25 protein-coding genes and 2 pseudogenes are annotated in these 24,182 nt (G+C 73.0%); 9 read left to right on the forward strand and 18 right to left on the reverse strand.

Going from position 1 to position 24,182, the window contains the following annotated elements; genetic code table 11:
* Nucleotides 1–184 precede the first annotated feature (184 nt).
* The 5 genes and pseudogenes from aspS to ACZ55U_RS01665 form a co-directional block, all read right to left on the reverse strand.
* Complete coding sequence (gene aspS / locus ACZ55U_RS01645; protein ID WP_465521291.1) at nucleotides 185–1,492, reverse strand: aspartate--tRNA(Asn) ligase; 1,308 nt, start codon at nucleotides 1,490–1,492, stop codon at nucleotides 185–187.
* Between the two features lie 126 nt (nucleotides 1,493–1,618).
* Entirely contained in the window at nucleotides 1,619–1,975 is a 357-nt protein-coding gene (locus ACZ55U_RS01650; RefSeq protein WP_465521772.1) for a hypothetical protein, read from the reverse strand.
* Nucleotides 1,976–2,006: 31 nt separating this feature from the next.
* A pseudogene (locus ACZ55U_RS01655) lies at nucleotides 2,007–2,390 on the reverse strand (helix-turn-helix domain-containing protein); the annotation flags it as partial.
* The gene (locus ACZ55U_RS01660) at nucleotides 2,387–2,914 is read right to left on the reverse strand and encodes a DUF6879 family protein (protein ID WP_465521293.1); all 528 of its coding nucleotides are present in this window, start codon (nucleotides 2,912–2,914) and stop codon (nucleotides 2,387–2,389) included. The gene ACZ55U_RS01660 and the pseudogene ACZ55U_RS01655, both read right to left, overlap by 4 nt.
* A pseudogene (locus tag ACZ55U_RS01665) lies at nucleotides 2,901–3,089 on the reverse strand (hypothetical protein); the annotation flags it as partial. The gene ACZ55U_RS01660 and the pseudogene ACZ55U_RS01665, both read right to left, overlap by 14 nt.
* Nucleotides 3,090–3,263: 174 nt before the next feature.
* On the opposite strand from ACZ55U_RS01665, the gene ACZ55U_RS01670 reads away from it, so the two are divergent.
* On the forward strand, nucleotides 3,264–3,902 hold the full coding sequence (locus ACZ55U_RS01670) for a nucleotidyltransferase domain-containing protein (protein ID WP_465521295.1): 639 nt from the start codon (nucleotides 3,264–3,266) through the stop codon (nucleotides 3,900–3,902).
* On the opposite strand, the gene ACZ55U_RS01675 is transcribed toward ACZ55U_RS01670, so the two are convergent.
* From ACZ55U_RS01675 to hisC, 7 genes are all read right to left on the reverse strand, one after another.
* Nucleotides 3,903–4,283, reverse strand: a complete 381-nt coding sequence (locus ACZ55U_RS01675) for a hypothetical protein (RefSeq protein ID WP_465521297.1) — start codon at nucleotides 4,281–4,283, stop codon at nucleotides 3,903–3,905. It abuts the gene before it with no gap.
* Nucleotides 4,284–4,391: 108 nt separating this feature from the next.
* A complete protein-coding gene (locus ACZ55U_RS01680) occupies nucleotides 4,392–4,958 on the reverse strand; it encodes a GNAT family N-acetyltransferase (protein WP_465521299.1) in 567 nt (188 codons plus the stop codon).
* A 150-nt stretch (nucleotides 4,959–5,108) separates the two neighbouring features.
* Entirely contained in the window at nucleotides 5,109–5,774 is a 666-nt protein-coding gene (locus tag ACZ55U_RS01685; RefSeq protein ID WP_465521301.1) for a DUF5666 domain-containing protein, read from the reverse strand.
* Nucleotides 5,775–5,785: 11 nt separating this feature from the next.
* Nucleotides 5,786–6,997 (reverse strand): ABC transporter permease, encoded by a 1,212-nt coding sequence (locus ACZ55U_RS01690; RefSeq protein ID WP_465521303.1) that lies wholly within the window; start codon nucleotides 6,995–6,997, stop codon nucleotides 5,786–5,788.
* Nucleotides 6,994–7,797, reverse strand: coding sequence for an ABC transporter ATP-binding protein (locus ACZ55U_RS01695; protein ID WP_465521305.1), 804 nt, complete (start codon nucleotides 7,795–7,797; stop codon nucleotides 6,994–6,996). Before ACZ55U_RS01695 ends, ACZ55U_RS01690 begins: the two co-directional genes overlap by 4 nt.
* Before the next feature lie 8 nt (nucleotides 7,798–7,805).
* Entirely contained in the window at nucleotides 7,806–9,227 is a 1,422-nt protein-coding gene (locus tag ACZ55U_RS01700; protein WP_465521307.1) for an efflux RND transporter periplasmic adaptor subunit, read from the reverse strand.
* Nucleotides 9,228–9,651: 424 nt separating this feature from the next.
* Nucleotides 9,652–10,728: a histidinol-phosphate transaminase gene (gene hisC / locus ACZ55U_RS01705; protein ID WP_465521309.1), complete on the reverse strand. Its 1,077-nt coding sequence runs from the start codon at nucleotides 10,726–10,728 to the stop codon at nucleotides 9,652–9,654.
* Nucleotides 10,729–11,083: 355 nt separating this feature from the next.
* Between hisC and ACZ55U_RS01710 the strand changes: the two genes are divergently transcribed.
* The 3 genes from ACZ55U_RS01710 (at nucleotide 11,084) to ACZ55U_RS01720 (ending at nucleotide 15,502) form a co-directional block, all read left to right on the forward strand.
* The gene (locus tag ACZ55U_RS01710; protein WP_465521311.1) at nucleotides 11,084–12,241 is read left to right on the forward strand and encodes a LacI family DNA-binding transcriptional regulator; all 1,158 of its coding nucleotides are present in this window, start codon (nucleotides 11,084–11,086) and stop codon (nucleotides 12,239–12,241) included.
* Between the two features lie 272 nt (nucleotides 12,242–12,513).
* Entirely contained in the window at nucleotides 12,514–13,908 is a 1,395-nt protein-coding gene (locus ACZ55U_RS01715) for a metallophosphoesterase (protein ID WP_465521312.1), read from the forward strand.
* Between the two features lie 442 nt (nucleotides 13,909–14,350).
* Complete coding sequence (locus ACZ55U_RS01720) at nucleotides 14,351–15,502, forward strand: hypothetical protein (RefSeq protein WP_465521313.1); 1,152 nt, start codon at nucleotides 14,351–14,353, stop codon at nucleotides 15,500–15,502.
* Between the two features lie 73 nt (nucleotides 15,503–15,575).
* On the opposite strand, the gene ACZ55U_RS01725 is transcribed toward ACZ55U_RS01720, so the two are convergent.
* On the reverse strand, nucleotides 15,576–16,544 hold the full coding sequence (locus ACZ55U_RS01725; RefSeq protein ID WP_465521314.1) for an aldo/keto reductase: 969 nt from the start codon (nucleotides 16,542–16,544) through the stop codon (nucleotides 15,576–15,578).
* A gap of 15 nt (nucleotides 16,545–16,559) precedes the next feature.
* Nucleotides 16,560–17,156 carry an NADPH-dependent FMN reductase gene (locus tag ACZ55U_RS01730; protein WP_465521316.1) on the reverse strand — a complete coding sequence of 199 codons (597 nt, stop codon included), beginning with the start codon at nucleotides 17,154–17,156 and terminating at the stop codon, nucleotides 16,560–16,562.
* A 101-nt stretch (nucleotides 17,157–17,257) separates the two neighbouring features.
* Between ACZ55U_RS01730 and ACZ55U_RS01735 the strand changes: the two genes are divergently transcribed.
* Complete coding sequence (locus ACZ55U_RS01735) at nucleotides 17,258–18,094, forward strand: helix-turn-helix domain-containing protein (RefSeq protein WP_465521318.1); 837 nt, start codon at nucleotides 17,258–17,260, stop codon at nucleotides 18,092–18,094.
* A 136-nt stretch (nucleotides 18,095–18,230) separates the two neighbouring features.
* Here the strand turns inward: ACZ55U_RS01735 and ACZ55U_RS01740 are convergent, their stop codons facing one another.
* A complete protein-coding gene (locus ACZ55U_RS01740) occupies nucleotides 18,231–18,710 on the reverse strand; it encodes a hypothetical protein (RefSeq protein WP_465521320.1) in 480 nt (159 codons plus the stop codon).
* Nucleotides 18,711–18,940: 230 nt separating this feature from the next.
* On the opposite strand from ACZ55U_RS01740, the gene ACZ55U_RS01745 reads away from it, so the two are divergent.
* A complete protein-coding gene (locus ACZ55U_RS01745; RefSeq protein WP_465521322.1) occupies nucleotides 18,941–19,327 on the forward strand; it encodes a VOC family protein in 387 nt (128 codons plus the stop codon).
* 57 nt (nucleotides 19,328–19,384) lie between these two features.
* On the opposite strand, the gene ACZ55U_RS01750 is transcribed toward ACZ55U_RS01745, so the two are convergent.
* Nucleotides 19,385–19,822, reverse strand: a complete 438-nt coding sequence (locus ACZ55U_RS01750; RefSeq protein WP_465521324.1) for an SRPBCC family protein — start codon at nucleotides 19,820–19,822, stop codon at nucleotides 19,385–19,387.
* 202 nt (nucleotides 19,823–20,024) lie between these two features.
* Here ACZ55U_RS01750 and ACZ55U_RS01755 point away from each other — a divergent pair, with 202 nt between their 5' ends.
* The gene (locus tag ACZ55U_RS01755) at nucleotides 20,025–20,450 is read left to right on the forward strand and encodes a nuclear transport factor 2 family protein (protein ID WP_465521326.1); all 426 of its coding nucleotides are present in this window, start codon (nucleotides 20,025–20,027) and stop codon (nucleotides 20,448–20,450) included.
* Nucleotides 20,451–20,537: 87 nt separating this feature from the next.
* Here ACZ55U_RS01755 and ACZ55U_RS01760 read toward each other — a convergent pair whose 3' ends face one another.
* Entirely contained in the window at nucleotides 20,538–21,326 is a 789-nt protein-coding gene (locus tag ACZ55U_RS01760) for a helix-turn-helix domain-containing protein (RefSeq protein WP_465521328.1), read from the reverse strand.
* A gap of 113 nt (nucleotides 21,327–21,439) precedes the next feature.
* Between ACZ55U_RS01760 and ACZ55U_RS01765 the strand changes: the two genes are divergently transcribed.
* Both ACZ55U_RS01765 and ACZ55U_RS01770 read left to right on the forward strand, forming a co-directional pair.
* Nucleotides 21,440–21,796, forward strand: a complete 357-nt coding sequence (locus ACZ55U_RS01765; protein ID WP_465521330.1) for a VOC family protein — start codon at nucleotides 21,440–21,442, stop codon at nucleotides 21,794–21,796.
* A gap of 16 nt (nucleotides 21,797–21,812) precedes the next feature.
* Entirely contained in the window at nucleotides 21,813–22,259 is a 447-nt protein-coding gene (locus tag ACZ55U_RS01770; protein ID WP_465521332.1) for an SRPBCC family protein, read from the forward strand.
* A 60-nt stretch (nucleotides 22,260–22,319) separates the two neighbouring features.
* Here ACZ55U_RS01770 and thiC read toward each other — a convergent pair whose 3' ends face one another.
* Nucleotides 22,320–24,134 carry a phosphomethylpyrimidine synthase ThiC gene (gene thiC / locus ACZ55U_RS01775; RefSeq protein WP_465521334.1) on the reverse strand — a complete coding sequence of 605 codons (1,815 nt, stop codon included), beginning with the start codon at nucleotides 24,132–24,134 and terminating at the stop codon, nucleotides 22,320–22,322.
* Between the last annotated feature and the right edge of the window lie 48 nt (nucleotides 24,135–24,182).

Here is a 24,182-nt window from a genome sequence, read left to right on the forward strand (position 1 = left end):
AGACGCTCGGCTGGGAAACCCCAGCCGAGCGTCTGGCTAAACTCCTCGCGGCCTAGACAACCGACCACGTGTTGCAACGACCGCTAGAAACCGCCGATCTCCTCGGGCACGGCCCTTTCCGCTGTTTCTCCGCGCCTGGCCGCACGCTTTCACGGCCGGCACGCTCCTACGAACGTCACGCCCTTTACGGTTCGAGGCGGTGCGGCCCCCGGAAGAGGAACGTCGCCTCGCGGATCGAGGGAAGACCGAGGGCGAGCATCAGCAGCCGGCCGAGACCGAGACCGAGTCCGCCGTGCGGCGGGGTGCCGTAGCGGAAGCAGTCGAGGTAGCCGGAGAGCGGCCCGGTGTCCATGCCCTTCTCCCGGGCCTGGGCGACGAGGCGGTCGTACCGGTGCTCGCGCTGGGCGCCGGTGGTGATCTCCACGCCCTTCCACAGCAGGTCGAAGGACTCGGTGACGGTCGGGTCGTCCTCGGGCCGCAGGTGGTAGAACGGCCGCACGGCGGCCGGGAAGCGGGTGACGAAGACGAACTCGTGCCCGGTCTCCTCGGCGATCAGCCCGCTCAGTGCCCGCTCGCCCTCCGGGTCCAGGTCCTCCTTGACGCCCTCCGGGTCCCAGCCGGTGGCGCGCAGCCTGGCCAGCGCGTCGGCCATCGTGATCCTCGGGAACGGCCGTTCGGGGACGGCGACCTGGGTGCCGAAGTGCTCGGCGATCGCCGTGCCGTGCCGGGCGTCCACGGCGGCCAGGACCCGGTGCAGCATCCGCTCCTCGAAGGCCATCACGTCCTCGACCCCGTCGATCCAGGCGATCTCGACGTCGACCCCGGTGAACTCGGTGGCGTGCCGGGAGGTGAACGACGGCTCGGCGCGGAACACCGGCCCGATCTCGAAGACCCGGTCGATGCCGCCCGCGATGGCCATCTGCTTGTAGAACTGCGGCGACTGGGCCAGATAGGCGGTGCGGCCGAAGTAGCCGACCTCGAACACCTCGGCGCCCGACTCGGAGGCCGTGCCCATCAGCTTCGGCGTGTGCAGCTCGGTGAAGCCCTCCTCGGCCGCCACCTCGCGCATCGCCCGCTCGACGGTTGTCTGGACCTCGAAGACCAGGTGCTGGGAGGGGCGCCGGATGTCGAGGAACCGCCAGTCCAGCCGCTGGTCGATGCCGGTCCTCTCGTCGATCGGCAGCCTCGGCTCGGCCGGCGAGACGACCTCCACCCGGGACGGGACGATCTCCAACCCCCCGAGCCTCACCTGCGCGTTGGCGACCACCCGGCCGGTGATCTTCACGGCGGACTCGACCGTCACGCCCTCGAAGGCGGCCTCGATGGCGTCGCCCTCCCCACCGCGCGGGTGGGTGACCTGCACGAGACCGGTGTGGTCCCGGATCAGGACGAACTGGATGCGCCGCTGGAGGCGAAGCGTGTTCACCCAGCCGTAGACGGTGACCGTCTTCCCGAGGTGCGCATGGAGTTCCGAGACAAGGGTCCGCGTCATGGCGGTGACTCCCTGGGTTGCGGACGCGTTGGTCGCGCCACGTCGACGGGCGGTAAACGGCCGCCCTGGGCGTGATCACCGTAGAGGATCACGCCCACGGGAGTCGCCCGGATTTCCGCCCGCGCGTCAGAGAGCCCAGCGGAACCGCGTGCCGTCCGGCGCCGTGTGACCGGCGAACTGGCCCTCCGGGAGCGCATCGAGGGTGAACCACTCGCGGCGGGGGCGGTTCCGGTCGAGCCACGTCCGGTGGGCTGTCTCCACCGTCCGCCAGAGGTCTCGGGGCCCGCCGAGGGCGACGGTGCGGCCGTGCGGGCGGGCGGTCGAGCCGTCGGCGACATCGCGTAGGGCGCGGCCGTCACGGACGACGGTGGGGCCGAGGTGGAGATCGGCCCAGAAGGCGAACCCCGGGTCGTCCAGGACCCGCCCCTCGACCTCCGTGACCCGGCTGCCCGCCGCCGCCTCGGGCGCCGGCCCCCTGCGCACTTTCCGCCACGCAACGGCATGAAAGCCCCCCGAATACCGCCCGCACGTACTCCGGGGTCTGGAGGAGCCCGGGAACAAGCGAGGGCTGAAACACCCGGAGTTGTCCGGTGACGTCATCCAGGGCTTTGATCTGCTGCTGTTTGCGGTGGTAGCCGAGCCGTCGGATCAGCCGCCACGCCGTGGCTTCGGTGGCCTGCGCCCGCGCGACGGCCATGTACTCGGTCCTGACGTCGTCGGGCACTCCTATAGCCGTGAGGATGCGCTCCACGTCCACGATGGTGGGCGCCACCTTGCCGGTCTCGATCCTGCTCAGCTTGCTGGGAGACATGACGGCGCTGCGGGCCACGGCTTTCGCTTCCTTGCCGGAAGCCTGCCGGAGCTCCCGCAGCGCCGCACCGAGTTGGGTCCTGTTCACGGGCTGTGCTCGGTCCACCATTCCGAGAAGGGCACCGCGTGTGCCATCGCGGTGTCCCGGTACCCCTTGAATTCGGCGGCCTGACTTCCGCCGAGGAATTCGGCCCCGAGGTACTTTCCCTTACCGTCGTAGCTCATCGAGGCAACGGTCTCATCATCGAAGAGCCAGAAGTCCGGGGCCTCGGGAAGCGGGTTCTCCCGCTCGGTGGTGTCGAGGATGAAGAACTCCTCGCCGACCGCCATGTTCCGGCGGTACCCCCAGCCGAGTTCGAACCGGAGGTACGGCGAGAGCGGCCGCGAGAGGATGTGCACCCGGTACATCCGCTTGCCGGCCTGCGCGGCATCGGACACCGTCCTGACCCACTCGGCGTTCTTGAAGTCGTCCGGCTGCTCCTCGCCTGCGAGGAAGGCGCGGTATGCGTCGACCCCACCGGACTGGCTGTAGTCGTCGAACGTCTCCAGTCGGAACGCCTCTCGCTCGAACGCCGAGAACCAGTCCCCGAGAGTCCTGGATGAGGTTGTCACGAACAGCCTTTCGGATGAGTTCGATGGGAATCTCGACCAAGGAGTCGTGCGCCGGGATCGGCAGACCGTGTTCGGTCATGTGCTCGCCCTGAACGGCGAGCGTGCCCCGGTCCGTCAGGTACAGAGTCGGGCACTCGCCACCCTCGCAGGAACCCACAAGCCGGGTCAGCTTCATAGTTGCCTCCTTGCTCGTCGGGTTTCCCGACGATGCTCTCGGAACTGCTCCCGCGACGGCAAGGAGTTCCTGTTGCCGGTACTGGAAACCGGGCCGACCTCGAACACCTGCCGCAAGACCGTGCATCATCACGCGCGGTTGAGCCCCGTTGTCGGCGGCACGTACGCTGCCCCGATGACCGAGTCACTGCCGCCCGGCGGCGTTGTGTTCGACGAGGGCGAGTTGGCGGCCCGGTGGATGGCTGCGTGGCGGCCGGAGGAGGTCGCGGAGCGGCTGGACGGGGTGGGGGTCGCGTGGTGCGTCGCGGCGGGGTGGGCGCTCGACCTGTTCTGCGGGCGGCAGTCGCGGGAGCACGGGGACCTGGAGATCGCGGTGCCCGCAGCCGGGTTTCCGGAGATCCGGGCCCGCTTCCCCGAATACGAGTTCGACGCGGTCGGTTCGGGGCGGGTCTGGCCGGCGCCCGGCGCCGACGCCATGGCGGCCACCCACCAGACCTGGATGCGGGACCGGGCCAGCGGCCGGTTCCTGCTCGACGTCTTCCGCGAGCCGCACGACGGCGGCACCTGGATCTGCCGGCGGGACGAGTCGCTGCGGCTGCCGTACCGGGCGATCATCGAGCGGACGGACGACGGCATCCCTTATCTGGCACCGGAGTTGGTGCTGCTGTTCAAGGCGAAGGCGCCGCGGCCCAAGGACCGGGCCGACTTCGCCGAGGTGCTGCCGCTGCTGGGCCGTCCGAGGCGGGACGCCCTTCGCGGGTGGCTGGAGCGCATCCACCCCGGGCACCCCTGGCTGGCCGAGCTGGCCGGATAGCTACTGCTCGGGGAAGGCGGCGGCCAGGGCGGAACTCCGGGTGAGGACGGCGACGGCGACCAGCGCGAGGGCGGAGAGGCCCTGGAGCACCGCGTACCAGGCCGGGCAGAGACCGGGGACGAGATCGACGCCGATGATCGCGATCGGCATGACCGCGGAGAGGGTGCGGAGGCGGTCGAAGGCCCGGTACGCGCCGTCGGCGGCGCGGGCGGTGAGGCGGTGGAGGAACGGCGCGACGGCGAGGAGGATCGCGCCCCGGATCCACATGAACGGCGTCGCCCCGTGCCCGGTGGCCGCCATCACGGCGACCGTGCCGAGAACGACGGCGCTGACGGCGCCGAACAGCACGACGTACTTCTTCACCGCGTCGAAGGCGTCCATGGTCCTTCTCCCTCCGGGTCGTTGTGGCAACGACGCTACGGAGCGCGGAGCGGACGCCCTAGGGGTCTGGCCACACGGTCGGGTGGGGCCAGACCCACTCCTCGCGAGCTACCGGGGCCGCTGTTCCCAGGTCTCCTTGAGGAGTTCGTACTCGACCTCGCCGTACTCGGGCCCGGGGATCGGGTCCGGCCAGTCCCCGAAGTAGGTTCGGAGGAAGGAGAGTCCGGACTTCTCCATCACGCGACGGGAGCGCGTGTTCACCGCCATGGTGTTCGCGGTCACCCGCTCGACCCCGAGGTCGGTGAAGCCCTTGTCGATCAGGGCCCTTGAGCCCTCGGTGGCGTAGCCCCGGCCCCAGGCCGCCCGGTTCAGCCGGTAGCCGAGTTCGACCACGGTGGGGTCGTGGTCGTCGGGCGGGCGGAGCTCGAACCAGCCCAGGAAGGTGCCGGTGGTCCTCTCCTCGGCCGCCCAGAAGCCCCGGGTGCCCGAGCAGGGGTGGTCGTGGAGGAGGCGGGGAAGGGTGGTGGCCAGGATCTCGTCGCGGTCGGCCGGCTCGCCGCCGTTGATGAAGCGCATGACCTCGGGGTCGTCGTCCAGCGCGAAGAGGTCGACGGCATCGGCGGCGGTGAGCGGCCGGAGGACGAGCCGGTCTGTCTCCAGGAAGGGGTGCGTCACCCGGTGATCCTCGCCCGGCCGAGCCGGACCCGCCATCGGTCAAGGGGATCACGGTGGGGAACCGGTGCGCCGCCGAACGCGCGAAGGCCCTCGCCCGTCGAACTCTCCCGTCGAAGGGCGAGGGCCTCGCGGTCGTCCGTCGGCTCCGGGTCAGCCGCCGGACGGGTTCCTGGAGGCGCCGCCACCGGCACCGCCGCCGCCGAAACCACCCGCGCCGAAGCCTCCCGCGCCGAAGCCGGCGGCGCCTTCGACCAGTTGGCTGGCGGTGTAGCCACCGTCGGCGTCGGGGGTGCCGACGACGGTCACGCTCTGGCCGGGCTGGAGGTCCGCGACCCTGCCCTCCTTGTTGAGCTGGACCTTCGTCGCGTCGCCGGTGGTGACCTTGACGGTGTTGCCGTTGGAGTCCGTCAGGTAGACGGTGTTGCCGTCGACGGCCTTGACCGTGCCCCGGGCGAAGCCGCCCTGCCCGGTGCCCTGGCCGCCCTGTCCCTGAGCCCCGCCCTGTCCCTGCCCCCGGCGGCCGGAGCCGTTCTGCCCGTAGCCGCCCGCCGCAGCAGCCGGCCGGGCGGCGGAGGCGGACGGCTTCCCGCCGCCCGGGGACGTCCCCTGGTTCTGCTGGAACCAGACCCCGCCCGCGAACGCCCCCGTGGCGATCACGCCGCCCGCCAGCACCAGGCTGAGCCAGGGCAGCTTCCGCCGGGGCGGCGCGGCCAGTTCGGCGCTCACGTCGCGCCCGTCCGGCGGGGTGGCGAGGAGGGCGAGCTGTTCGGCCGGGGTGGCGGCCCCGGCCTCGACCGTGGCGATCTCTTTGCTCATGGTGTGGAGTCCTACTCGTGCCGGAGGGCGTCGATCGGCCGCAGCGAGGCGGCCCGGTTGGCGGGGTAGCTGCCGAAGAACAGCCCGATGGCGACGGCGATGGCGAAGGCGCCGAGCACCGATTCGGGGATCACCACCGGCGTGATGCCGACGATGCTGAAGTGCGAGCCGGCGATCCCGGCCGCCACTCCCAGCCCGGCGCCGATCACCGACAGCAGCGTCGACTCGGTGAGGAACTGCCCGAGGATCACCGCGCGCGGTGCTCCGAGCGCCTTGCGGATGCCGATCTCGCGCGTCCGCTCGGTGACCGTCACCAGCATGATGTTGGTGATCCCGATCCCGCCGACCAGCAGCGAGATCGCCGCCACCGCGCCGAGCAGCACGGTGAAGGTCCTCGTCGTGCTCTCCCTCGCCGTGAGCAGCGAGGACTGGCTGGTGATCCGGAAGTCCGCCTTGGCCGGGTCGGCGATCGCGTGCGTGCCGAGCAGGACGCGGGTGATCTCGGACTGGGCCTGGGCGGTGGTGTCCGCCGACGCGGCCTGCACCAGGATCTGGTTGACCGAGCCGAAGCCGGTGAAGGCGTTCTGCACCGTCGGCAGCGGGGCGATCACCACGTCGTCCGGGTCGGTGAAGCCGCTGCCGCCCTTGGCCTGGAGCACCCCGGCCACGGTGAACGGCGTGCCGCCGAGGACGACCGTCCTGCCCACCGGGTCCTCGGTGTCGAACAGCTGCTTGGCCGTCGTCGCGCCGAGCACCGCGACCTTGCGCGAGGCGAGCACGTCGTCGTCGGTGAAGTACTCGCCGTGCGCGACCTTCTGGTTGGCGGTCTCGAAGTACGCGGGGTACGTGCCGACGATCGAGCCCGGGCTGTACGAGACGTTCCCGTACAGCGCCGTGCCGCTGGTGGTGACCACCGGGGCGACCGACTTGATCGCGGCCGCGTCCGGATCGCTCGCCAGGGCCTTGGCGTCGGCCACCGTGAGCTTCTTCACCGAGGAGGTGGCGCGGGAGCCGCCGCTCGCCGAACCGGAGCTGACCGTCAGCGAGTTGGTGCCGAGCGAGGTGATCGACTCCTTGACCGCGACCGACGAGCCGTTGCCGACCGCCAGCAGCAGGATCACCGAGGCCACGCCGATCAGCACCCCGAGCATGGTGAGCGCCGAGCGCACCTTGTTGGCGGCCAGGCCGCCGACCGCGAAGCGGAGCGTCTGCCAGAGGATCACGCCGGCACCCCCGCCTCGTGGAGGAGGGGTGGCGGGCCCTCCACCGGCGCCTGCCGGAGGTCGCCCACGACCTGCCCGTCGACCAGGCGCAGCACCCGCTTGGCGTGCCGGGCGACCTCGTCCTCGTGGGTGATCAGCACGACGGTGCGGCCGGTGGCGTTGAGCCCGTCGATCAGGGCCAGCACCTCCTCCGTCGACCGGCTGTCGAGGTTGCCGGTCGGCTCGTCCGCGAGCAGCATCGCGGGCGCCGTCACCAGGGCCCGGGCCACCGCCACGCGCTGCTGCTGGCCGCCGGAGAGTTCGTTGGGCTTGTGGCCGGCCCGTTCGCCCAGCCCGACGAGCGACAGCGCGGCCATCGCCCGGCGGCGCCGTTCGGCGGTCCGGACGCCCGCGTAGGCGAGCGGCAGCTCGACCTGGGCGAGGGCGGTGGTGCGGGGCACCAGGTTGAAGGACTGGAAGACGAAGCCGATCTTGCGGTTGCGCACCAGCGCGAGCTGCTGCTCGTCCAGGTGGCCGACGTCGGTGCCGTCCAGCAGGTAGCGGCCGGAGGTCGGGACGTCCAGGCAGCCGAGGATGTTCATCAGGGTGGACTTGCCGGAGCCGGAGCTGCCCATCACGGCGACGTAGTCGCCCTGTTCGATGTCCAGGTCGACGCCCCTCGGCTCGCCGCTGTGCGGGTCGGACGGGCCGCGCAGGGCGTGCACGGTGGCGTCGCCGTGCCCGTACGACTTGGTGAGGCGGCGGGTCCGGATCACCGGGACGGGCCGCGCGGGGACGCGGTTGTCGATGACGTGACGCATGACTGTTCTCAGCCCCTGCCGCCCCGGCCGGCCCCGGCCCCGCCGGCACCGGCGTTGCCGCCGCCACCGCCACTGCCACTGCCACCGCCCGGGAAGACTCCGGCGCCCCCGCCGCCCCGGTTGAGGCCCGGGAAGGAGGCGTTCGGGAAGCCGTTGCCGCCGCTGGTGGTGGGGAGTTCGACCTTGTCGCCCTCCTTCAGTCCGGACACCACCTGCACCGTGCTGTCGCCCTCGACGCCGACCTCGACGGTGACCCGCTCGGAGGCGCCGTCCGGCCCCACCAGCGTCGCGGTGCGGCTCGCACCCGTGCCGGAGAGCGCGGAGGTGGGCAGCGAGAGCGCGTTGTCGGCCTCGCCGGTGATCACCTGGACGGTGGCGCTGAGGCCGGTGCGCAGCGTGCTGGTGTCGCCGTTCAGTTGCAGCGTGGCCGCGTACTGGACGGCGGCGGAGCCGGCCGCGCCGCCGGATCCGCTGCTGCTGGGCAGCGAACTGACCGACAGGACGGTCGCGTTGAGCTTGGTGTCGGACTGGGCGTTCAGGGTGACGGTGGCCGCCTCGCCCTTCTTCAGCTTGAGCGAGTCGAGTTCGGAGAAGTTCGCGGTGACCTGCATCCCGGTCGGGTTGGTGAGCACGATGAAGCCGCTCGGGGCGGAGGTGGAACCCGCGCTGGTGCCGGTCGACTTGGTGGACGAGGAGGAGCCGGAGGCGGTCGCCCCGACGGTGTCGCCCACCTTGCCGGCGATCGAGGCGACGGTGCCGTCCACCGAGGCGGTCAGGGTCGTCCCGGCCAGCGCCGCCTGGGCGTTGGCGAGGTTGGTCCGCGCGGTGCTGACCTGCTGCTGGGCCTGGGCCACGGCCGCGTCGTCGACCTTGGTGGTGGTGATGGTGGTGGTCTGCGGGGCGGGCGTACTGCTCCCGCCCGCCCCGCGACCGCCACCGGCACCGCTGCCGCTGCCGCTGCCGCCGGCGGAGGCGGAGGCGGAGCCGGCGGCGGGGGTGGCGCCGGAGGCCGGCAGCGGTTCGGTGGTCGTGGTGGTGACCCCGGCCTGGGCCTTGGTGAGGTTGGCCTGGGCGGTGGTGAGGGCGGCCTGGGCCGCGTCCACCTGCTGCTGGGCCGCCGTGGTGTCGACGGTGGCGAGCACCTGTCCCTTCTTCACGGCGTCCCCGACCGCGACCTTGACCTCGGTGAGCCGGCCGCCGGTGGTGAAGTCCTGGGCCGCGTCGGTCGGTGAGACCAGAGTGCCGGTTCCGGACACGGTGGCCAGGACCGTGCCCTTGGAGACCGTCGCGGTACGGGCCGCGGGCTTGGCGGAAGCGGGGCCGGAGCTGCCGCTGACCGTCGCGTACACCAGGGCGGCACCGCCCAGCAGGGCCACGCCGAGCGCGGAGTTGACGAGGACGGCGCCTCGCCGCCGTGGGAGCACCTTCATGCCGGACAGCTTCCCGGGGAGCTCTTGCGTGGCCCTGGGCGTGGGCTGGGAGAAGACTGACCGGTCGAATACGGGCGTTCCGGACGGATGGCCCACCCTCCGTCGGCGCCTTGGCCGCTTCGTGGCGCTTCGTTGGCCGAACTCCCAGCGGGCTCCCAGCGACCTCCAGGCATCCGGGAGGAGGCCCACCGAGCAGCACGGGGCACCGCGGAGCCCGCGGAGCGACGGAGACCACCGCCGGAGCCCACCGCGGAGCCCGCAGTGCCACGTGAGACCACCGCCGGGGCCCACCGCGGAGCCGCGGAAAACGCCGCAGGGGCGCACCGAAGAGCCGGCGCGCCCCTGCGATCGACAGCCGGTGCCAACAGCGAGGTCGACGGCCGAGGCCGCCAGCCGCTGTCAAGAGCCGATCAGCAGCAGGAGGTCAGAGCGACTTGCGGAAGGCCTCCGCCACCGAGAGGAAGATCGAGTTGCCCTCGGCCTCCCCGATCGACACCCGCACGCCCTCCGGGAACGGCCGCACGATCACACCGGCCTCGGCGCACGCGGCGGCGAACTCCTGCGAGCGCTCGCCCAGCCAGAGCCAGACGAAGTTGGCCTGCGAGTCCGGGATCTCCCAGCCCTGGGCGCGCAGCCCGGCCACCACCCGGGCGCGCTCCTCGACCAGCGCCTCGACCCGCACCAGCAGCGCCTCCTCGGCGCGCAGCGAGGCGACGGCGGCGTTCTGGGCGAGCTGGCTCACGCCGAACGGGACGGCGGTCTTGCGCAGCGCGGTCGCCACCGGCTCGTGCGCGATCGCGAAGCCGACCCGCAGGCCCGCCAGGCCGTACGCCTTGGAGAAGGTGCGCAGCACGCAGACGTTCGGGCGGTCCCGGTAGAGGTCGATGCCGTTGGGCACCTCGGGGTCGCGGATGAACTCGATGTAGGCCTCGTCCACGACGACCAGGACGTCGCTCGGGACGGCGTCCAGGAAGCCCTCCAGCTCGGCGCGGTGGATCACGTTGCCGGTGGGGTTGTTGGGGTTGCAGACGAAGACCAGCCGGGTGTTCGGGGTGATCGCCGCGAGCATCGCGTCCAGGTCGTGGTCGCCGTTCGGCTTGAGCGGCACCGGGACGGGCGTGGCGCCGGCGACCTGGGTGATGATCGGGTAGGCCTCGAACGAGCGCCAGGCGAAGACCACCTCGTCGCCCGGGCCGGCCGTGGCGAGGAGCAGCGACTGGGCGACGCCGACCGAGCCGGTGCCGAGGGCGACGTGCTCGGCGGGCACCCCGAAGCGCTCGGCCAGCACCGAGGTCAGCTCGGTGGCGCCCATGTCGGGGTAGCGGTTGAACGAGCCGGCCGCCGCGACCGCCGACTCCAGGACGCCGGGCAGCGGCTCGTACGGGTTCTCGTTCGAGGACAGCTTGTAGGCGTCGGCGCCGGCCGGCTTGCCGGGCTTGTACGTGGGGATGCCGTCGAGGGTCGGCCGCAGCCGCGGGCCCTGAGCTGACGTACTGCTCACGGTCGTACTCCGTTTCCTGTCGCTGAACTCTCCGGTGCGCGCTCCGTCGCGCTCACCCGTCACGGCCGGGTTCGCCGCCGTGCCCGGGACCTGGGGACGCGCCCGGACCACCCCGGTCGGGTGCCTTGCACGATACCGATCGCCCCTCACCCGTAGGAGTGAGATGCCCGGTCGGGTTACAGGCGCGGATCAGCCATTCTGCCTGGTTCCTTTGGCACATGTCAGAGGTAAGAGGCCCGGTTTCAGGCGGGTATCGAAGGGGCGCACCCCGGCTCACTCTTGGAGAAACGTATCTCCACGGGCTCCCGATGCGCCGGTCACAGACCCTTGTCAGGAGCCATACGATCGGTCCGCCATGACAGCAGCAGCCAACCAGAGCGGTCGGCGTCCCACCACCTCACGGCGTTTGGAGCGGGCCGGCATCCGGGATGTGGCAGCAGCCGCCGGAGTGTCGATCACCACGGTCTCCGATGCGCTGAACGGAAAGGGCCGCCTGCCCGACGAGACCCGCAGCCGGGTGCGCGAGGTAGCCGAGCGACTCGGCTACCGCCCCTCCGCGGCCGCCCGCACCCTGCGCACCGGACGGTCCGGCCTGATCGGGCTGACCGTCACGACCTACGGTGAAGAGCCGTTCACCTTCACCGAGTTCGCGTACTTCGCCGAGATGGCCCGGGCCGCCACCAGCGCCGCCCTGGGCCGCGGCTACGCGCTGGTGGTGCTGCCCGCCTCCTCCCGCCACGACGTCTGGGGCAACATCGCCCTGGACGGCACCGTGGTGATCGACCCGCCCGACCAGGACCCGCTGGTGAGCGAGCTGTACCGGTCCGGCGTCCCGGTGGTCAGCGACGGCAAGCCCGGCAACTGCCCGGTCACCGCCTGGGTCGACAACGACCACGAGGCCGCCGTGCTCGGCATCCTCGACCACCTCTCCGAGGCCGGCGCCCGCCGGATCGGCCTGCTCACCGGCACCAGCACCGACACCTACACCCGGCTCTCCACCGAGGCCTACCTCGGCTGGTGCGGCAAGGTCGGCCAGGAGCCGGTGTACGAGACCTACCCGGCGCACGACCCGGCGGCCGGTGCCGTCGCCGCCGACCGGCTGCTCGCCCGCCCCGACCGGCCGGACGCCGTCTACGGGTTGTTCGACCCCAACGGCACCGACCTGCTGGCCGCCGCCCGCCGCTACGGCCTACGGGTGCCGGACGACCTGCTGCTGGTCTGTTGCAGCGAGAGCGACGTCTACGCGGCCACCGAGCCGCCGATCACCACCCTCTCGCTCAAGCCGCGCAAGATCGGAACCACGGTGGTCAACCTGCTGATCGACGCGATCGAGGGCGTGGACTCCGGGACGGGCGTCGACATCGCCCGGCTCTTCCCGCCGAGGTTCCGCACCGCCGGCACCGGCCCGCCGCCGGGCACCCTGATGCCGACCGAACTGATCGTCCGCGCGTCCTCCCAGCGCCGGAGTCCGCGCACCACCGTCAGCCCGCCCCGCCCTCCGGGCGAGGTCTAGACCGCCGTGCCGGCCCACCCGGGACCGCCCCCGGGCCGGCCCGTCGAACCGGGCCGAGGGGCCGGTGGACGGGGGCCGGGGGCCCAGCGGGTGCCCGGCCGAGCGAGAGCGGGCCGGGGGCGCGCCGAGCCCTCGGCACATGCGGCCAGAGCTGACGAGACCGTACGAGCCGGGACAAAACGGACCTTGTGGTACCGCCCGGCTGACGCTCCGGAGGATTGGATACCCACCAGGTGACGACGCCGGGAGAGTGGTCTTCCTATGATGGGCGAATGACACCCGAGGACCGCTTCCCCGGGCCCGAGCACCCCCACCCGGGCCCCCGCCACCAGCCGGACCTCGACGTGCTGCCGTACGGCACCTATTACGAACCCGACCCCGCCCCGGGCTACGCCGCCCCCTCCTACGACGGCGAGGCCGCCTACGACGGGGAGACGTACAGCGGCTACGGCGGAGCCCGCTACCTGGAGCAGCACTGGTCCCCCGACCGCCAGGGCCACACCGTGCACGCCCAGGGGATCGGCCTGGACCAGACCCCGGTCTTCTCGCATCCGGGGCAGGGCGGCTACGAGGACGGCACCGGGTACGAGGCGGCCCCCGGCTACCAGGACCAGGGCGGCTACGAGAGCCAGGAGCAGGGCGGGTACGTCGGCCGGGACCAGGGCGGGTACGACCGCCAGGACCAGGGTGGCTACGACCACCAGGACCAGGGCGGCTACGAGCCCACCCTGCCCGACCAGCCCTCCCCCGCGCTCCAGCTCGACGGCCGCGACGACCCGCCGACCATCGAGCTCGGCCCGCCGCTGCCCGACCCCGCCGCACCGACCTACCCGTACCCGGCCCCCGGCCCCGGTGAGCCGCCCGGCCCGGTCTACGTCGTCGGCGACGTGCACGGCTACCTGGAGGAGCTGCGCGCCGAACTGCGCCACCAGGGCCTGATCGACGACGACGGCCACTGGTCGGCCGGCCGCGCCCGGATCTGGTTCCTCGGCGACTTCACCGACCGGGGCCCCGACGGCATCGGCGTCATCGACCTGGTCATGCAGCTGGCCGCCGAGGCCGCCGCCGCCGGCGGCTACTGCCGCGCCCTGATGGGCAACCACGAACTGCTCTTCCTCGGCGCCGCCCGGTACGGCGACGAGCCCGTCCAGTCCACCGCCGGCACCGCCTCCTTCCTGGCCGCCTGGCGGCTCAACGGCGGCCAGCAGAACGACCTGGACCGCCTGGAGGCGCACCACATCAGCTGGCTCTCCCGCCTCCCCGCCATCGCGCTGGAGGACGGCCACCTGCTGCTGCACTCCGACACCACCGCGTACCTGGAGTACGGCGAGTCCATCCCCGACGTCAACGACGCCGTGCACGGCCTGCTCGCCGACGGCGGGGTGGACGAGTGGTGGGACTGCTTCCGCCGCTTCACCAAGCGCTTCGCCTTCCGCGGCGACGCCGGGCCGACGGCCGTCCACGAGCTGCTGGACACCTACGGCGGCCACCGGATCGTGCACGGGCACAGCCCGATCCCGTACCTCACCGGCGCGGTGCACAACGACGACGGGCAGCCGCCGCAGATCGCCGGGCCGTACGTGTACGCGGACGACCTCGCGGTGGCGATGGACGGCGGGGTCACCATGGAGGGGCGGCTGCTGGTCGCCCGGCTGCCCATCGACTGAGGCGCCGGGTGGTCGTCCGCCGGGACGCCGGGCAGTCGTCCGCCGGGGTCGCCGGGCGGTCGTCCGCCGGGGTCGCCGGGTGGTCGTCCACCGGGACGCCGGGCGGTGGTCCGCCGAGGCGTCGCGCAGCCGTCCGCCGGGAGCGACCCGGGCAGCCGTCCGCCGGGGACACCGGGCCGTGGCCTCGACGGCGCGCCGACCGGTCGTCAACCGGCCACCTCCATCGAACAGTTGTTCCCGGCGCCCGGCCCGTCGCACGCGCGCACCCGGGGGCGCGAAGTTCCGGAAACCGACTTGTCAGCCCTGCCGGGCCCGCCCCTACCATGAGGCACACCACACCCGGCCGCCCGTCCGGCGGCCCGCTTCCGCGCCCGTTTCGTCGTCCCGAGGGCCGCGCGCCCCCGGGGCGGAGCGAACCGGGGTCCGCACGAACGGGGTCCCCATGTCCAACCCCCCGCCACTGCTCGCCGAGGACCGCGCGGAGTACGAGCGCCTCCTCACCGAAGCCCTGCGCGACCGCACCGTCCTCGCCGCCCTGCGCACGCCCGGTGCGCTCGCCACCGACCAACTGCGCCTGCGCGCACTGCGCGAAGCCGACCACGTCAACGCCGCGGCCGGCACCGAGTACGCGCGCTTCACCCGGCTGCGCGCGAGCCTGCACAGCACACCGCCCGCCTCGGGCACCGAGCCGGCCGCCCCCGGCGTGTTCACCCAGCTGCGCTCCGGCGGCGGGCTGTTCCCGGCGCTCACCGTGCTCACCCCGATCCTGGCCTGGGCCGCCGCGCTGTGCCTGCTGCTGGTCGGGTACCTGCTGCGCGCCACCAGCCCGGACCTCGCCCTCGCCGGCTCCCTGGTCACGGCCGGATGGGTCGCGCTCGCCGCCGGGGTCGCCGCGATGGCCATCGGCATCGTCGGGCTGCTGCTCACCGCCTTACGCCACGGCGCCGCCACCGCCCCTGCGGGCACCGCCCCGGAGCTCGCCGCCGAACTCGGCGACGCCCACCGCGCATGGCGCACCGCGCTGCGCGAACGCGGGCTCGTCCCGTACCTGCTCGACGCGCTGCCGCCGGTGCCGGGCGGCGGGGGCGCGGAACGGCCCGACGTCGGCAGTCCCGACTTCAGCCGCCCCGACTTCACCAGCCCCGACTTCAGCAGCCCTGACTTCAGCGGCCCCGGCTACGCCTCCCCGGCGTTCACCAGCCGCGGCCCGGACGGCCACGCGCCCCGCCCACCCGCCTTCACCCGGCCCGACTTCACCGGGCCCGGCCACGCCTCCCCGGCCTTCACCAGCCCCGGCCCCGAAGGCGTGACGGATTCGGACGGCCGCACCCGCCGCCCACCGGGCTACAGCTCGCCCGACTTCACCAGCCCGGGCCCGGAGGGCGTGACCGGCCCCGACGGCCGCCCCCGCCGCCCGGCCTTCACCCCACCCGGCTACGCCGGCCCCGGGTACGCCTCGCCCGACTTCACCAGCCCGGGCCCGGGGGGCGTGACCGACCCGGACGGCCGCACCCGCCCGGCCTCCACCCCGCCCGACTTCACCGGCCCCGGCTACACCCCACCCGACTTCACCGGCCCCGACGAGGTCGGCTAGACCGCAGGAGGCGCGCCGCCCCTCGCCGTGCACGACTCCCCTCCACGCACGGCGACTTGGGCCGGTCGCGCGTTCAGAACCCGGTCGGCAGCCGGGGCGTGTACGTGGCCTCCAGCGCCGCCGCCTCGGCGTCGGTCAGGTCGAGGCCGAGGGCCGCCGCCGCGTCGTCCAGGTGGCCCGGACGGGTGGCGCCGACGATCGGGGCGGCGACCACCGGGTTGCGCAGCACCCAGGCGAGCGCGACCCGCGCCATCGGGACGCCCCGGGCCTCGGCGACGCGCTGGACGGCGTCCACGACGGGCCGGTCGACGTCCGCGAAGAACCGGCCGGCGACCGGGTCCCCGGCCGAGCGGGCGGTGCCCTGCCCGTACGGCCAGGCCAGCCGCCCCGAGGCCAGCGGGCACCACACCAGGCTCGCCACGCCCTGGTCGGCGAGGAACGGGAACATCTCCCGCTCCTCCTCCCGCTGCACCAGGCTGTACTGGTGCTGCATCGACACGAACTGCGGACCGCCCGCCAGCGCCGCCGCGTGCCGCAGCTTCGCGAACCGCCAGGCCCACATCGAGGACACCCCGACGTACCGGACCTTGCCCGCCCCGACCACCTCGCGCAGGGCCGCCACCGTCTCCTCGACCGGCGTCGCCGGGTCGAAGCGGTGCAGCTGGAAGAGGTCGATGTGGTCCGCGCCGAGCCGGGCCAGCGAGCCGTCCACCTGCTCCAGGACCGCCCGTCGGGACAGGCCCGAGCCGCCCGGGCCGTCGTGCATCGGCAGTCCCGCCTTGGTCGCCAGCACGACGTCCTCGCGCCGGGCGTAGCGCCGCACCGCCCGGCCGACCAGCTCCTCCGAGGCGCCGGCGCCGTACACGTTGGCGGTGTCCCAGAAGGTGATGCCGAGCTCGACGGCCCGCCGGAAGACCGGCGCGGCGGCCTCCTCGTCCAGCGCCCACGGGTTGTGACCGTGACCGCCGCCACCGAAGCCCATGCAGCCGAGCGCGATCCGGCTGACCTCCAGGTCGGTGCCGGGCAGCTTCAGGTACTCCACGCCCTTCCCCTTCCGTCAGGCCGGGTACGGCGCGGCGGCCCGCGCGTTCTTCAACGCGCCCGCCCACCAGGACAGTTGGTCGAACAGGACCTTGGCGTAGCCGCGCGCCTGCGGGTCGTTCGGGCGGCCGTCCGCCCAGGTGGTGAAGTAGTTCGGGAAGGCCAGGCCGTCCCGGATGGTCACCGCGTGCAGCTCGGTCAGCACGTTCTCCAGGTGCAGCACCGCGTGCCGGCCGCCGGCCGCGCCGCCGTAGCTGACGAAGGCCACCGGCTTGGCCGTCCACTGGGTGAAGTGCCAGTCGATCGCGGCCTTCAGCGAGGCCGGGTAGCTGTGGTTGTACTCCGGCGTGACGACGACGAAGGCGTCGGCGCCCTCCAGGGCCTCGGTCAGCTTCGCCATCCCGGCCGGACGCGGGTAGCCGTCTCCCGCGAACTTCGGTGACACGTCCGGGAGTTCGAGGGGCAGTTCGACCTCGGCGAGGTCCACCACCTCGACCTCGAAACCGCCGTGCGCAGCGGCCTGCTCGGCCACCCACGAGGACACCACCGGGCCGAAGCGGCCCTCCCGGACGCTACCGAGGATGATCACCAGCTTGTGCTTGTTCGTCTCCATGGCCATCACTCTCCGTCCGCGCCCCGGCGGTAACCAGGCCGTGCCGAGGCTGGCCCCCACAGGGCCACCCTCGGCGCCTCCCACGGTCGTACGCTCCTCATATGGGCACACCACTGGGGGACTTCATCCGCGCGAAGCGCGACAGCATCCAGCCGGAGACGCTGGGACTGCCCGACCACGGGCGCCGCCGTTCACCCGGCCTCCGCCGCTCCGACCTGGCGGTCCGGGCCGGCATCAGCGTCGAGTACCTGACCCGGCTGGAGCAGGGCCGCGACCGCAACCCCTCCACCGCCGTGGTCAACGCGCTCGCCGACGCCCTCAGCCTCGACCCCGCCGAGCGCAACCACCTGCGCTACCTCACCAAGATCACCGGCGGCGGCTGCCCCAGCCACGCCCGGCCCGTCCCCGCCTCGCGCGAACTGCGGCCCACCGTCCGCGCGACGCTGCGCCTGCTCGAACCGGGCACCGCCGCCGTCGTCAACCGCCTCGGCGACATCCTCGCCCACACCAGCGGCTACGCGACCGTCCTCGGCGCGGCCGGGCTGCTCGACACCCCGGCGCCGAACCTCACCCGCTACGTCTTCACCGACCCGCGTGCCCGCGCGCTGTTCGCCGACTGGGACGACGTCGCCGACGAGCAGGCCTTCGACATCTGGCTCGGCCCCTCGGTCGAGTCCGCCGAGTGGCTCAGCACCGAACTCGCCCCGATCGCCGGCCCCGAGTTCACCCGCCGCCTGGGCAACCACCTGGTCCCCCGCCGCGGCCCGCTCCGCCTCCGCCACCCGGACGGTGTCGAACTCCGGCTGCTGCGCGAGACCCTGGACCTCACGGACGACTCGCAGCAGCTGCTCGTGCTGCTGCCCGCCGACGACGAGACCGCCGCCCACCTCGACCGGCTGCTCGCCCCGGCGGCCCCTCGGCTGCGCGCGATCTCCTGAGGCCGGGCTGCCCGGCCCGGCGGGCCCCGGCGCCGCCGTCCGGCGAGGGCTCGACGCGCGGACAGTGGGACCGTGCGAATCGTGCGGACCGTGGGGACTGTGCGAATCGTGCGGACAGGGGATCGTGCGGGCGAGGCTAGGCGGAGGGCCCGTGCGGGCAGGGCTCCGCGAACGGCCCGTCCCCGAAGCGGCTCGGCCACGGCGGGTACTCCCCGGCCGGCAGCCCTGCGGCCACCGCGTTCCAGCGCTCCGCCCAGGGCCGGGCCAGCGCGGGGCAGCACCACACCCGGTCGAGGGTCCAGTACGGGCTGCGCCACCTGGCACGCGCCACCCCTGGGTCGTGCAGGCTCCTGACCCGGAAGTTCTCCAGGTGGCGCCGACGGATGACGATGCTGATGTGCCGCCGCCCGCCACCGCGGTGCAGCCCGACGACGTGCACGTGTACGTCCTCGCCCGGGTACCGGGGCGGCGACACCCAGAGCCGCGCACCCGGCGCGAAGTGCCTGAGCCCGGACCGCGTCTCCGTGCCGTCCGGGCCGTGCGTGGTCGTGGCGGCGACGTTGGCCACCACGCACCATTCGGGCGGCCCGGCCGCTCCGTCCCCCCACTCCGTCATGCGGGGCAGTCTGTATCCGGAGCGCGGTCGTCCGCCAGGGGTTTTCCCCGGTCACGGCCGGGTCGGCCGGCCGCGCCCCTCGATCGCCGGAGCCCCGGACCAACGGCGGTACGGCGGTACGGCGGTACGGCGGTACGGCGTTGATCGCGGGGCCGGGCAGGAGCATGGTGGAAACCGTCCCCCGGCCGGCACCCGACCCCGGCAGCCGCACCCGAACGGAGCCCGTCCCCATGCGCGTCGTAGCCTTCGACCACCTGGTCCTCAACGTCGCGGACGTCGAACGTTCGCTGGCCTTCTACTCGGGCCTGCTCGGCCTGGCCCCGGTACGGGTCGACGAGTGGCGGGCCGGCCGGGTGTCCTTCCCCTCCGTCCGGGTCACCGCCGAGACCGTCATCGACCTGGTCCACGGGCCCCGGCACGAGTCCAACGTCGACCACATCTGCCTCACCGTCGAGCCCCTCGACTGGCAGGAGGTCATCGACGCGGGCACCTTCACCGTCCTCGAAGGCCCCGTCCCCCGCTACGGCGCCCGCGGCACCGCAACCTCCGTCTACGTCCGGGACCCTGACGGCAACACGGTCGAGCTCCGCTGGTACCCGCAGGACGCCGAGGGCTGAGAGGTGCCGCCCCGGGGCGGGGGGCGGCACCGTGCCGTCCGGGTCAGGGCCGTCCGGTCAGGCCAGGCCGGCGAGGTGCTCGACCAACCGGTCGAAGCTGGAGTTGAGCCCCGCCTCGGCCTCCGGGCCGCAGAACATCTCCGGCACCCCGGTCTGGTGCAGCACCACCCGGGTGCCGCCCTCAGCCAGTCCGGTGAAGGTGAGGGTGGACCGCATGCCCGAGCCCTCCTCCACCATCGTGAACGACTCGCCGGCCCGGAACTCGACGATCTCGGCCTTCAGCGGGTACTCCTCGCCGGTCGCGTCGATCACCATCGTGCTGTCGTAGCGCCCGCCCTCCTTCGCCTCGATCGTCACGCTCTCCAGCGGCACGTGGGTGCCCACCGGGCCCCAGAACCGGACGAAACGCTCCGGCTCGAAGTACGCCTCGAACGCGTCCGCCGGAGCACCCGGCAGCTCACGGGTGATGGTCAGCTCGCCCAGGTTCTCGGTCATCTCGGTGTCTCCTCGGTGGTCGCGTGATCGCTTGCACAGGGGTAGACCCCGGCCGTCCCGAAAACTCATCGCTCCCCGCGAGACTTTTTCCGGCACCCGGCACCCCGGCACCCCGGCACTGGCGGCAGCCCGGCCCGGCCCTGGGTGACACCGTCCGAAATCCGCCGGTGCCGGGGACCGCCGGGCGCCTAGCCTCGCCGCCATGTCACCACGCAGCCGCGACATCATCCTGAACGCCTGGAAGGCGTTCGCCAGCCACGACGCGGACCTGATCTCCGCCGTCCTCACCGAGGACGCCGAGTGGCTGGCACCGCCCGGGAACGCGACGGCCGTCGCACTGGACCGCCCCAGCCACATGATCGGCAGGGAGGCGATCACCCGGTTCCTCGCCGAGGACTTCGGCCGGTTGTTCGCCCGGGACGTCGACGTCACGTTCCGCGGGATCCACGCCGACGGCGACCGCGTCGTCGTCGAGGAGACCATGACCGCGACGCTCGCCAACGGCAACCACTACGCCAACGACTACTGCCTCGTCTTCGAACTCCGCGACGGGCTGATCCACCGTGTCCGCGAGTACATGGACACCGCGCGCGGACACCGCATGGTCTTCGGCGGCACCGGCGAGTAACCGGGAACGGCCGCGTTCGCCACCCCGATCACCCCGGGGCGGCGAACCCGGCGGACCCGGCCGACCCGGCAGACCCTGCGGAGACCTTCATCCATGGCGGGCGCCGACCGGAGCGAGCAGCCGCCGCAGTGCCGTGGGCGTGTGCCCCACGTGCTCGCGGACGGTGCGGGTCAGGTGCGCCTGGTCGGCGAAGCCGAGCTGGGCCGCCAGGTCGGCGAGACCGGGCGCGCCCTCGGCGATCCGGTCCATGGCCCGGGCGACGCGCACACGGTTGCGGTAGCGGGTCAGCGAGACCCCCGTCTCCAGTGAGAACACCCGGCTCAGCCGGTAGGGCGACACTCCCAGCAGCGCGGCCAGGGCGCAGAGCCCTCCGGCCTCGGGGGCCTCCTCAATGATCGCCTCCCGCGCCGTGGCGGCCAGTGCCCGGTCGGCCGGCCGGGAGCGGACGGCCGGCTCACCGGCCGCGGCCACCACGAGGCGGAGCAGTTCCTCCGCCAGCGCGTAGTCGATGTCGCCGGTGCCCGCGGCGGCGACCAGCCGACGGTGGGCGAGATCGACGCGCGCGTCCACGTACACGCTCCCCGCGGCGGGCGGGTGCCCGAGGAGGGAGGGCTCGAAGCCGACCGACGTACAGACGTCACCGCCGGCCGGGTGCGCGAAGCGCTCCTCCTCCCCGGGCGCGCCCAAGTAGGCCGTGGTCCGGTCCAGATCGGCGTCGGTGCCGTCGGCCGACCGCCGGAACCTGCCGCGTCGCACCAGCACCAGGCGGTGGCCGTCGCGGGTCTCCGGCCGCGACCACCGGGTGTGGTCGGAGCGGCACCCCACCACGGTCACGGTGAACTCCGGCCGGGCGGCGAGGGTCGATGCGGACAGCACGCCGCGAACGGTACCCGCCGGGTACGACAGAACGGCCCGCAAGGATCTTCAAGACCTCCGGTGCCGTCGCCCCGGATGCTGGGACGCACCTGATGACACGAAGGGAGCCATCCATGGCCGTCCACGCGGAGCTCACCGCGATCACCATCGACTGCGCCGACCCCCGGGCACTCGCCGAGTTCTACCGCACGATCACCGGCTGGGACGTCGAGCAGGCCGACGACGACTTCGTCCGACTCGGCCGGGGGCCGATCGGGTTGGCCTTCCAGCGGGTCAGCGGCTACCGGGGACCCGGCTGGCCCGACGACGCGAAGCACGCCCACCTCGACTTCACGGTCGCCGATCCCGGGGCCGCGGTGGAGGAACTGCTCGCGGCGGGGGCGAGCAAGCCGGAGTTCCAGCCCGGAGAAGGCGATTGGACCGTACTCGCCGACCCCGAGGGCCACCTGTTCTGCATCGCTCCGGCCTGACGGGGAGTCGACCGCCATGGCCTCGATCCACCGGGAACTCGTCATCGACGCCCGGCCCGAGGCGGTGTGGTCGGTGCTCAGCGACTACGGCGCGGTGCACCGGCGGCTGGCGCCCGGGTTCGTCACCGACACCCTCCTGAGCGCGGACACCCGCACCGTCACCTTCGCCGACGGCACCATCGTGCTCGAACGGCTCGTCGACCTCGACCACGAGGCGAGGCGGGTCGCCTACACGGTCGTCGGCGGCAGTCTCCACCCGTCCCACCACCACGCGTCCATGCAGGCCCTTCCGGAGGCCGGCGGCCGGACGAGGTTCGTGTGGCACACCGACGTCCTGCCCGACGACCTGGCCGCGCCGATCGCCGAGTTCGCCGAGCACGGCTCGGCGGTGATCCGCCGCACGCTGGAGGCCGCTTCCCCGACCGCGCCCGGACCGGCACCCGTCTCGACCACGGCACGATGACCCGACGGCTGAGCACCGCCCCGGAACGGGAATCGACCTCGGGGCGGCGCTCAGCGCGTGTCAGTCGGTCGGCGGCAGGTAGACCCGGTGGCCCCGGGCGGCGAACTCGGCGGACTTCTCGGCCATGCCGGCCAGCGCCTCGGCGTCGAACTCGCTGTCCACGGCCGTGGAGCCGTCGCCGTGCTCGTCCCGGATCTTCTGGGAGATCTTCATCGAGCAGAACTTCGGACCGCACATCGAACAGAAGTGGGCGGTCTTGGCGGGCTCGGCGGGGAGGGTCTCGTCGTGGAAGTCCCGGGCGGTCTCCGGGTCGAGGGCCAGGTTGAACTGGTCCTCCCAGCGGAACTCGAAGCGGGCGTCGGAGAGCGCGTCGTCCCAGGCCTGGGCGCCGGGGTGGCCCTTGGCCAGGTCGGCGGCGTGGGCGGCGATCTTGTAGGTGATCACGCCGGTCTTGACGTCGTCCCGGTTGGGCAGGCCCAGGTGCTCCTTGGGGGTGACGTAGCAGAGCATCGCGGTGCCCCACCAGGCGATCATCGCGGCGCCGATGCCCGAGGTGATGTGGTCGTAGCCGGGGGCGACGTCCGTGGTCAGCGGGCCGAGGGTGTAGAACGGCGCCTCGTCGCAGATCTCCTTCTGGAGATCCATGTTCTCCTTGATCTTGTGCATCGGGACGTGGCCCGGGCCTTCGATCATCACCTGGACGTCCCGCTCGCGGGCGATCCGGCCGAGCTCGCCGAGGGTCTTCAGCTCGGCGAACTGCGCCTCGTCGTTGGCGTCCGCGATCGAGCCCGGACGCAGCCCGTCGCCGAGCGAGAAGGTGACGTCGTAGGAGGCGAGGATGTCGCAGAGCTCCTCGAAGTTGGTGTAGAGGAAGTTCTCCCGGTGGTGCGCCAGGCACCAGGCCGCCATGATCGAGCCGCCGCGCGAGACGATGCCGGTCTTGCGGCGCGCGGTGAGCGGGACGTAGCGCAGCAGCACGCCGGCGTGGACGGTCATGTAGTCCACGCCCTGCTCGCACTGCTCGACGACGGTGTCCCGGTAGACCTCCCAGCTCAGCTCCTCGGCCTTGCCGTCCACCTTCTCCAGGGCCTGGTAGAGCGGCACGGTGCCGATCGGCACGGGCGAGTTGCGCAGGATCCACTCGCGGGTGGTGTGGATGTTGCGGCCGGTGGAGAGGTCCATGACGGTGTCGGCGCCCCAGCGGGTGGCCCAGGTCATCTTCTCCACCTCCTCCTCGATCGAGGAGGTGACCGCGGAGTTGCCGATGTTGGCGTTGATCTTCACCAGGAAGTTGGTGCCGATGATCGCCGGCTCCACCTCCGGGTGGTTCACGTTGACCGGGATGACGGCCCGGCCACGGGCCACCTCGGCGCGCACGAACTCCGGCGCGAGGCCCTCGCGTAGCGCCACGAACTCCATCTCCGGCGTCACCACGCCCCGCTTGGCGTACGCGAGTTGGGTGACGGCCGCACCGCCGCGGGCGCGCAGCGGGCGGCGCGGGCGGCCGGGGAAGACGGCGTCCAGGTTGCGCAGGTCGCCGCCGCGCGGCGAGGTGTGCCTGATCCCGTCGTCCTCGGGGCGCGGCTCGCGGCCGTCGTACTCCTCGACGTCGCCGCGCTGGCGGATCCAGGCGTCCCGCAGCGCGGGCAGGCCGCGCCGCACGTCGGGTTCGTAGGACGGGTCGGTGTACGGGCCGGAGGTGTCGTACAGCGGGACGGTCCGGCCGTTGGTGAGCAGCACCTCGCGGTACGGGACCCGCAGGTCCGGGCGCGACCCCTCGCGGTGGGCCTTGCGCCAGGCCGGGGTCGGGTAGCCGGTGCGCTCGCTGCTGGGGGCGCCCTGGGCAGACTGCGGCTGTGCTTCGAACGTGGTCATCAGACCTCTACTCCCTACGCCGGCATTACCCGGTCAGGTTCCTGCGGT

It is taken from the genome of Kitasatospora sp. NPDC034533, assembly GCF_055575155.1.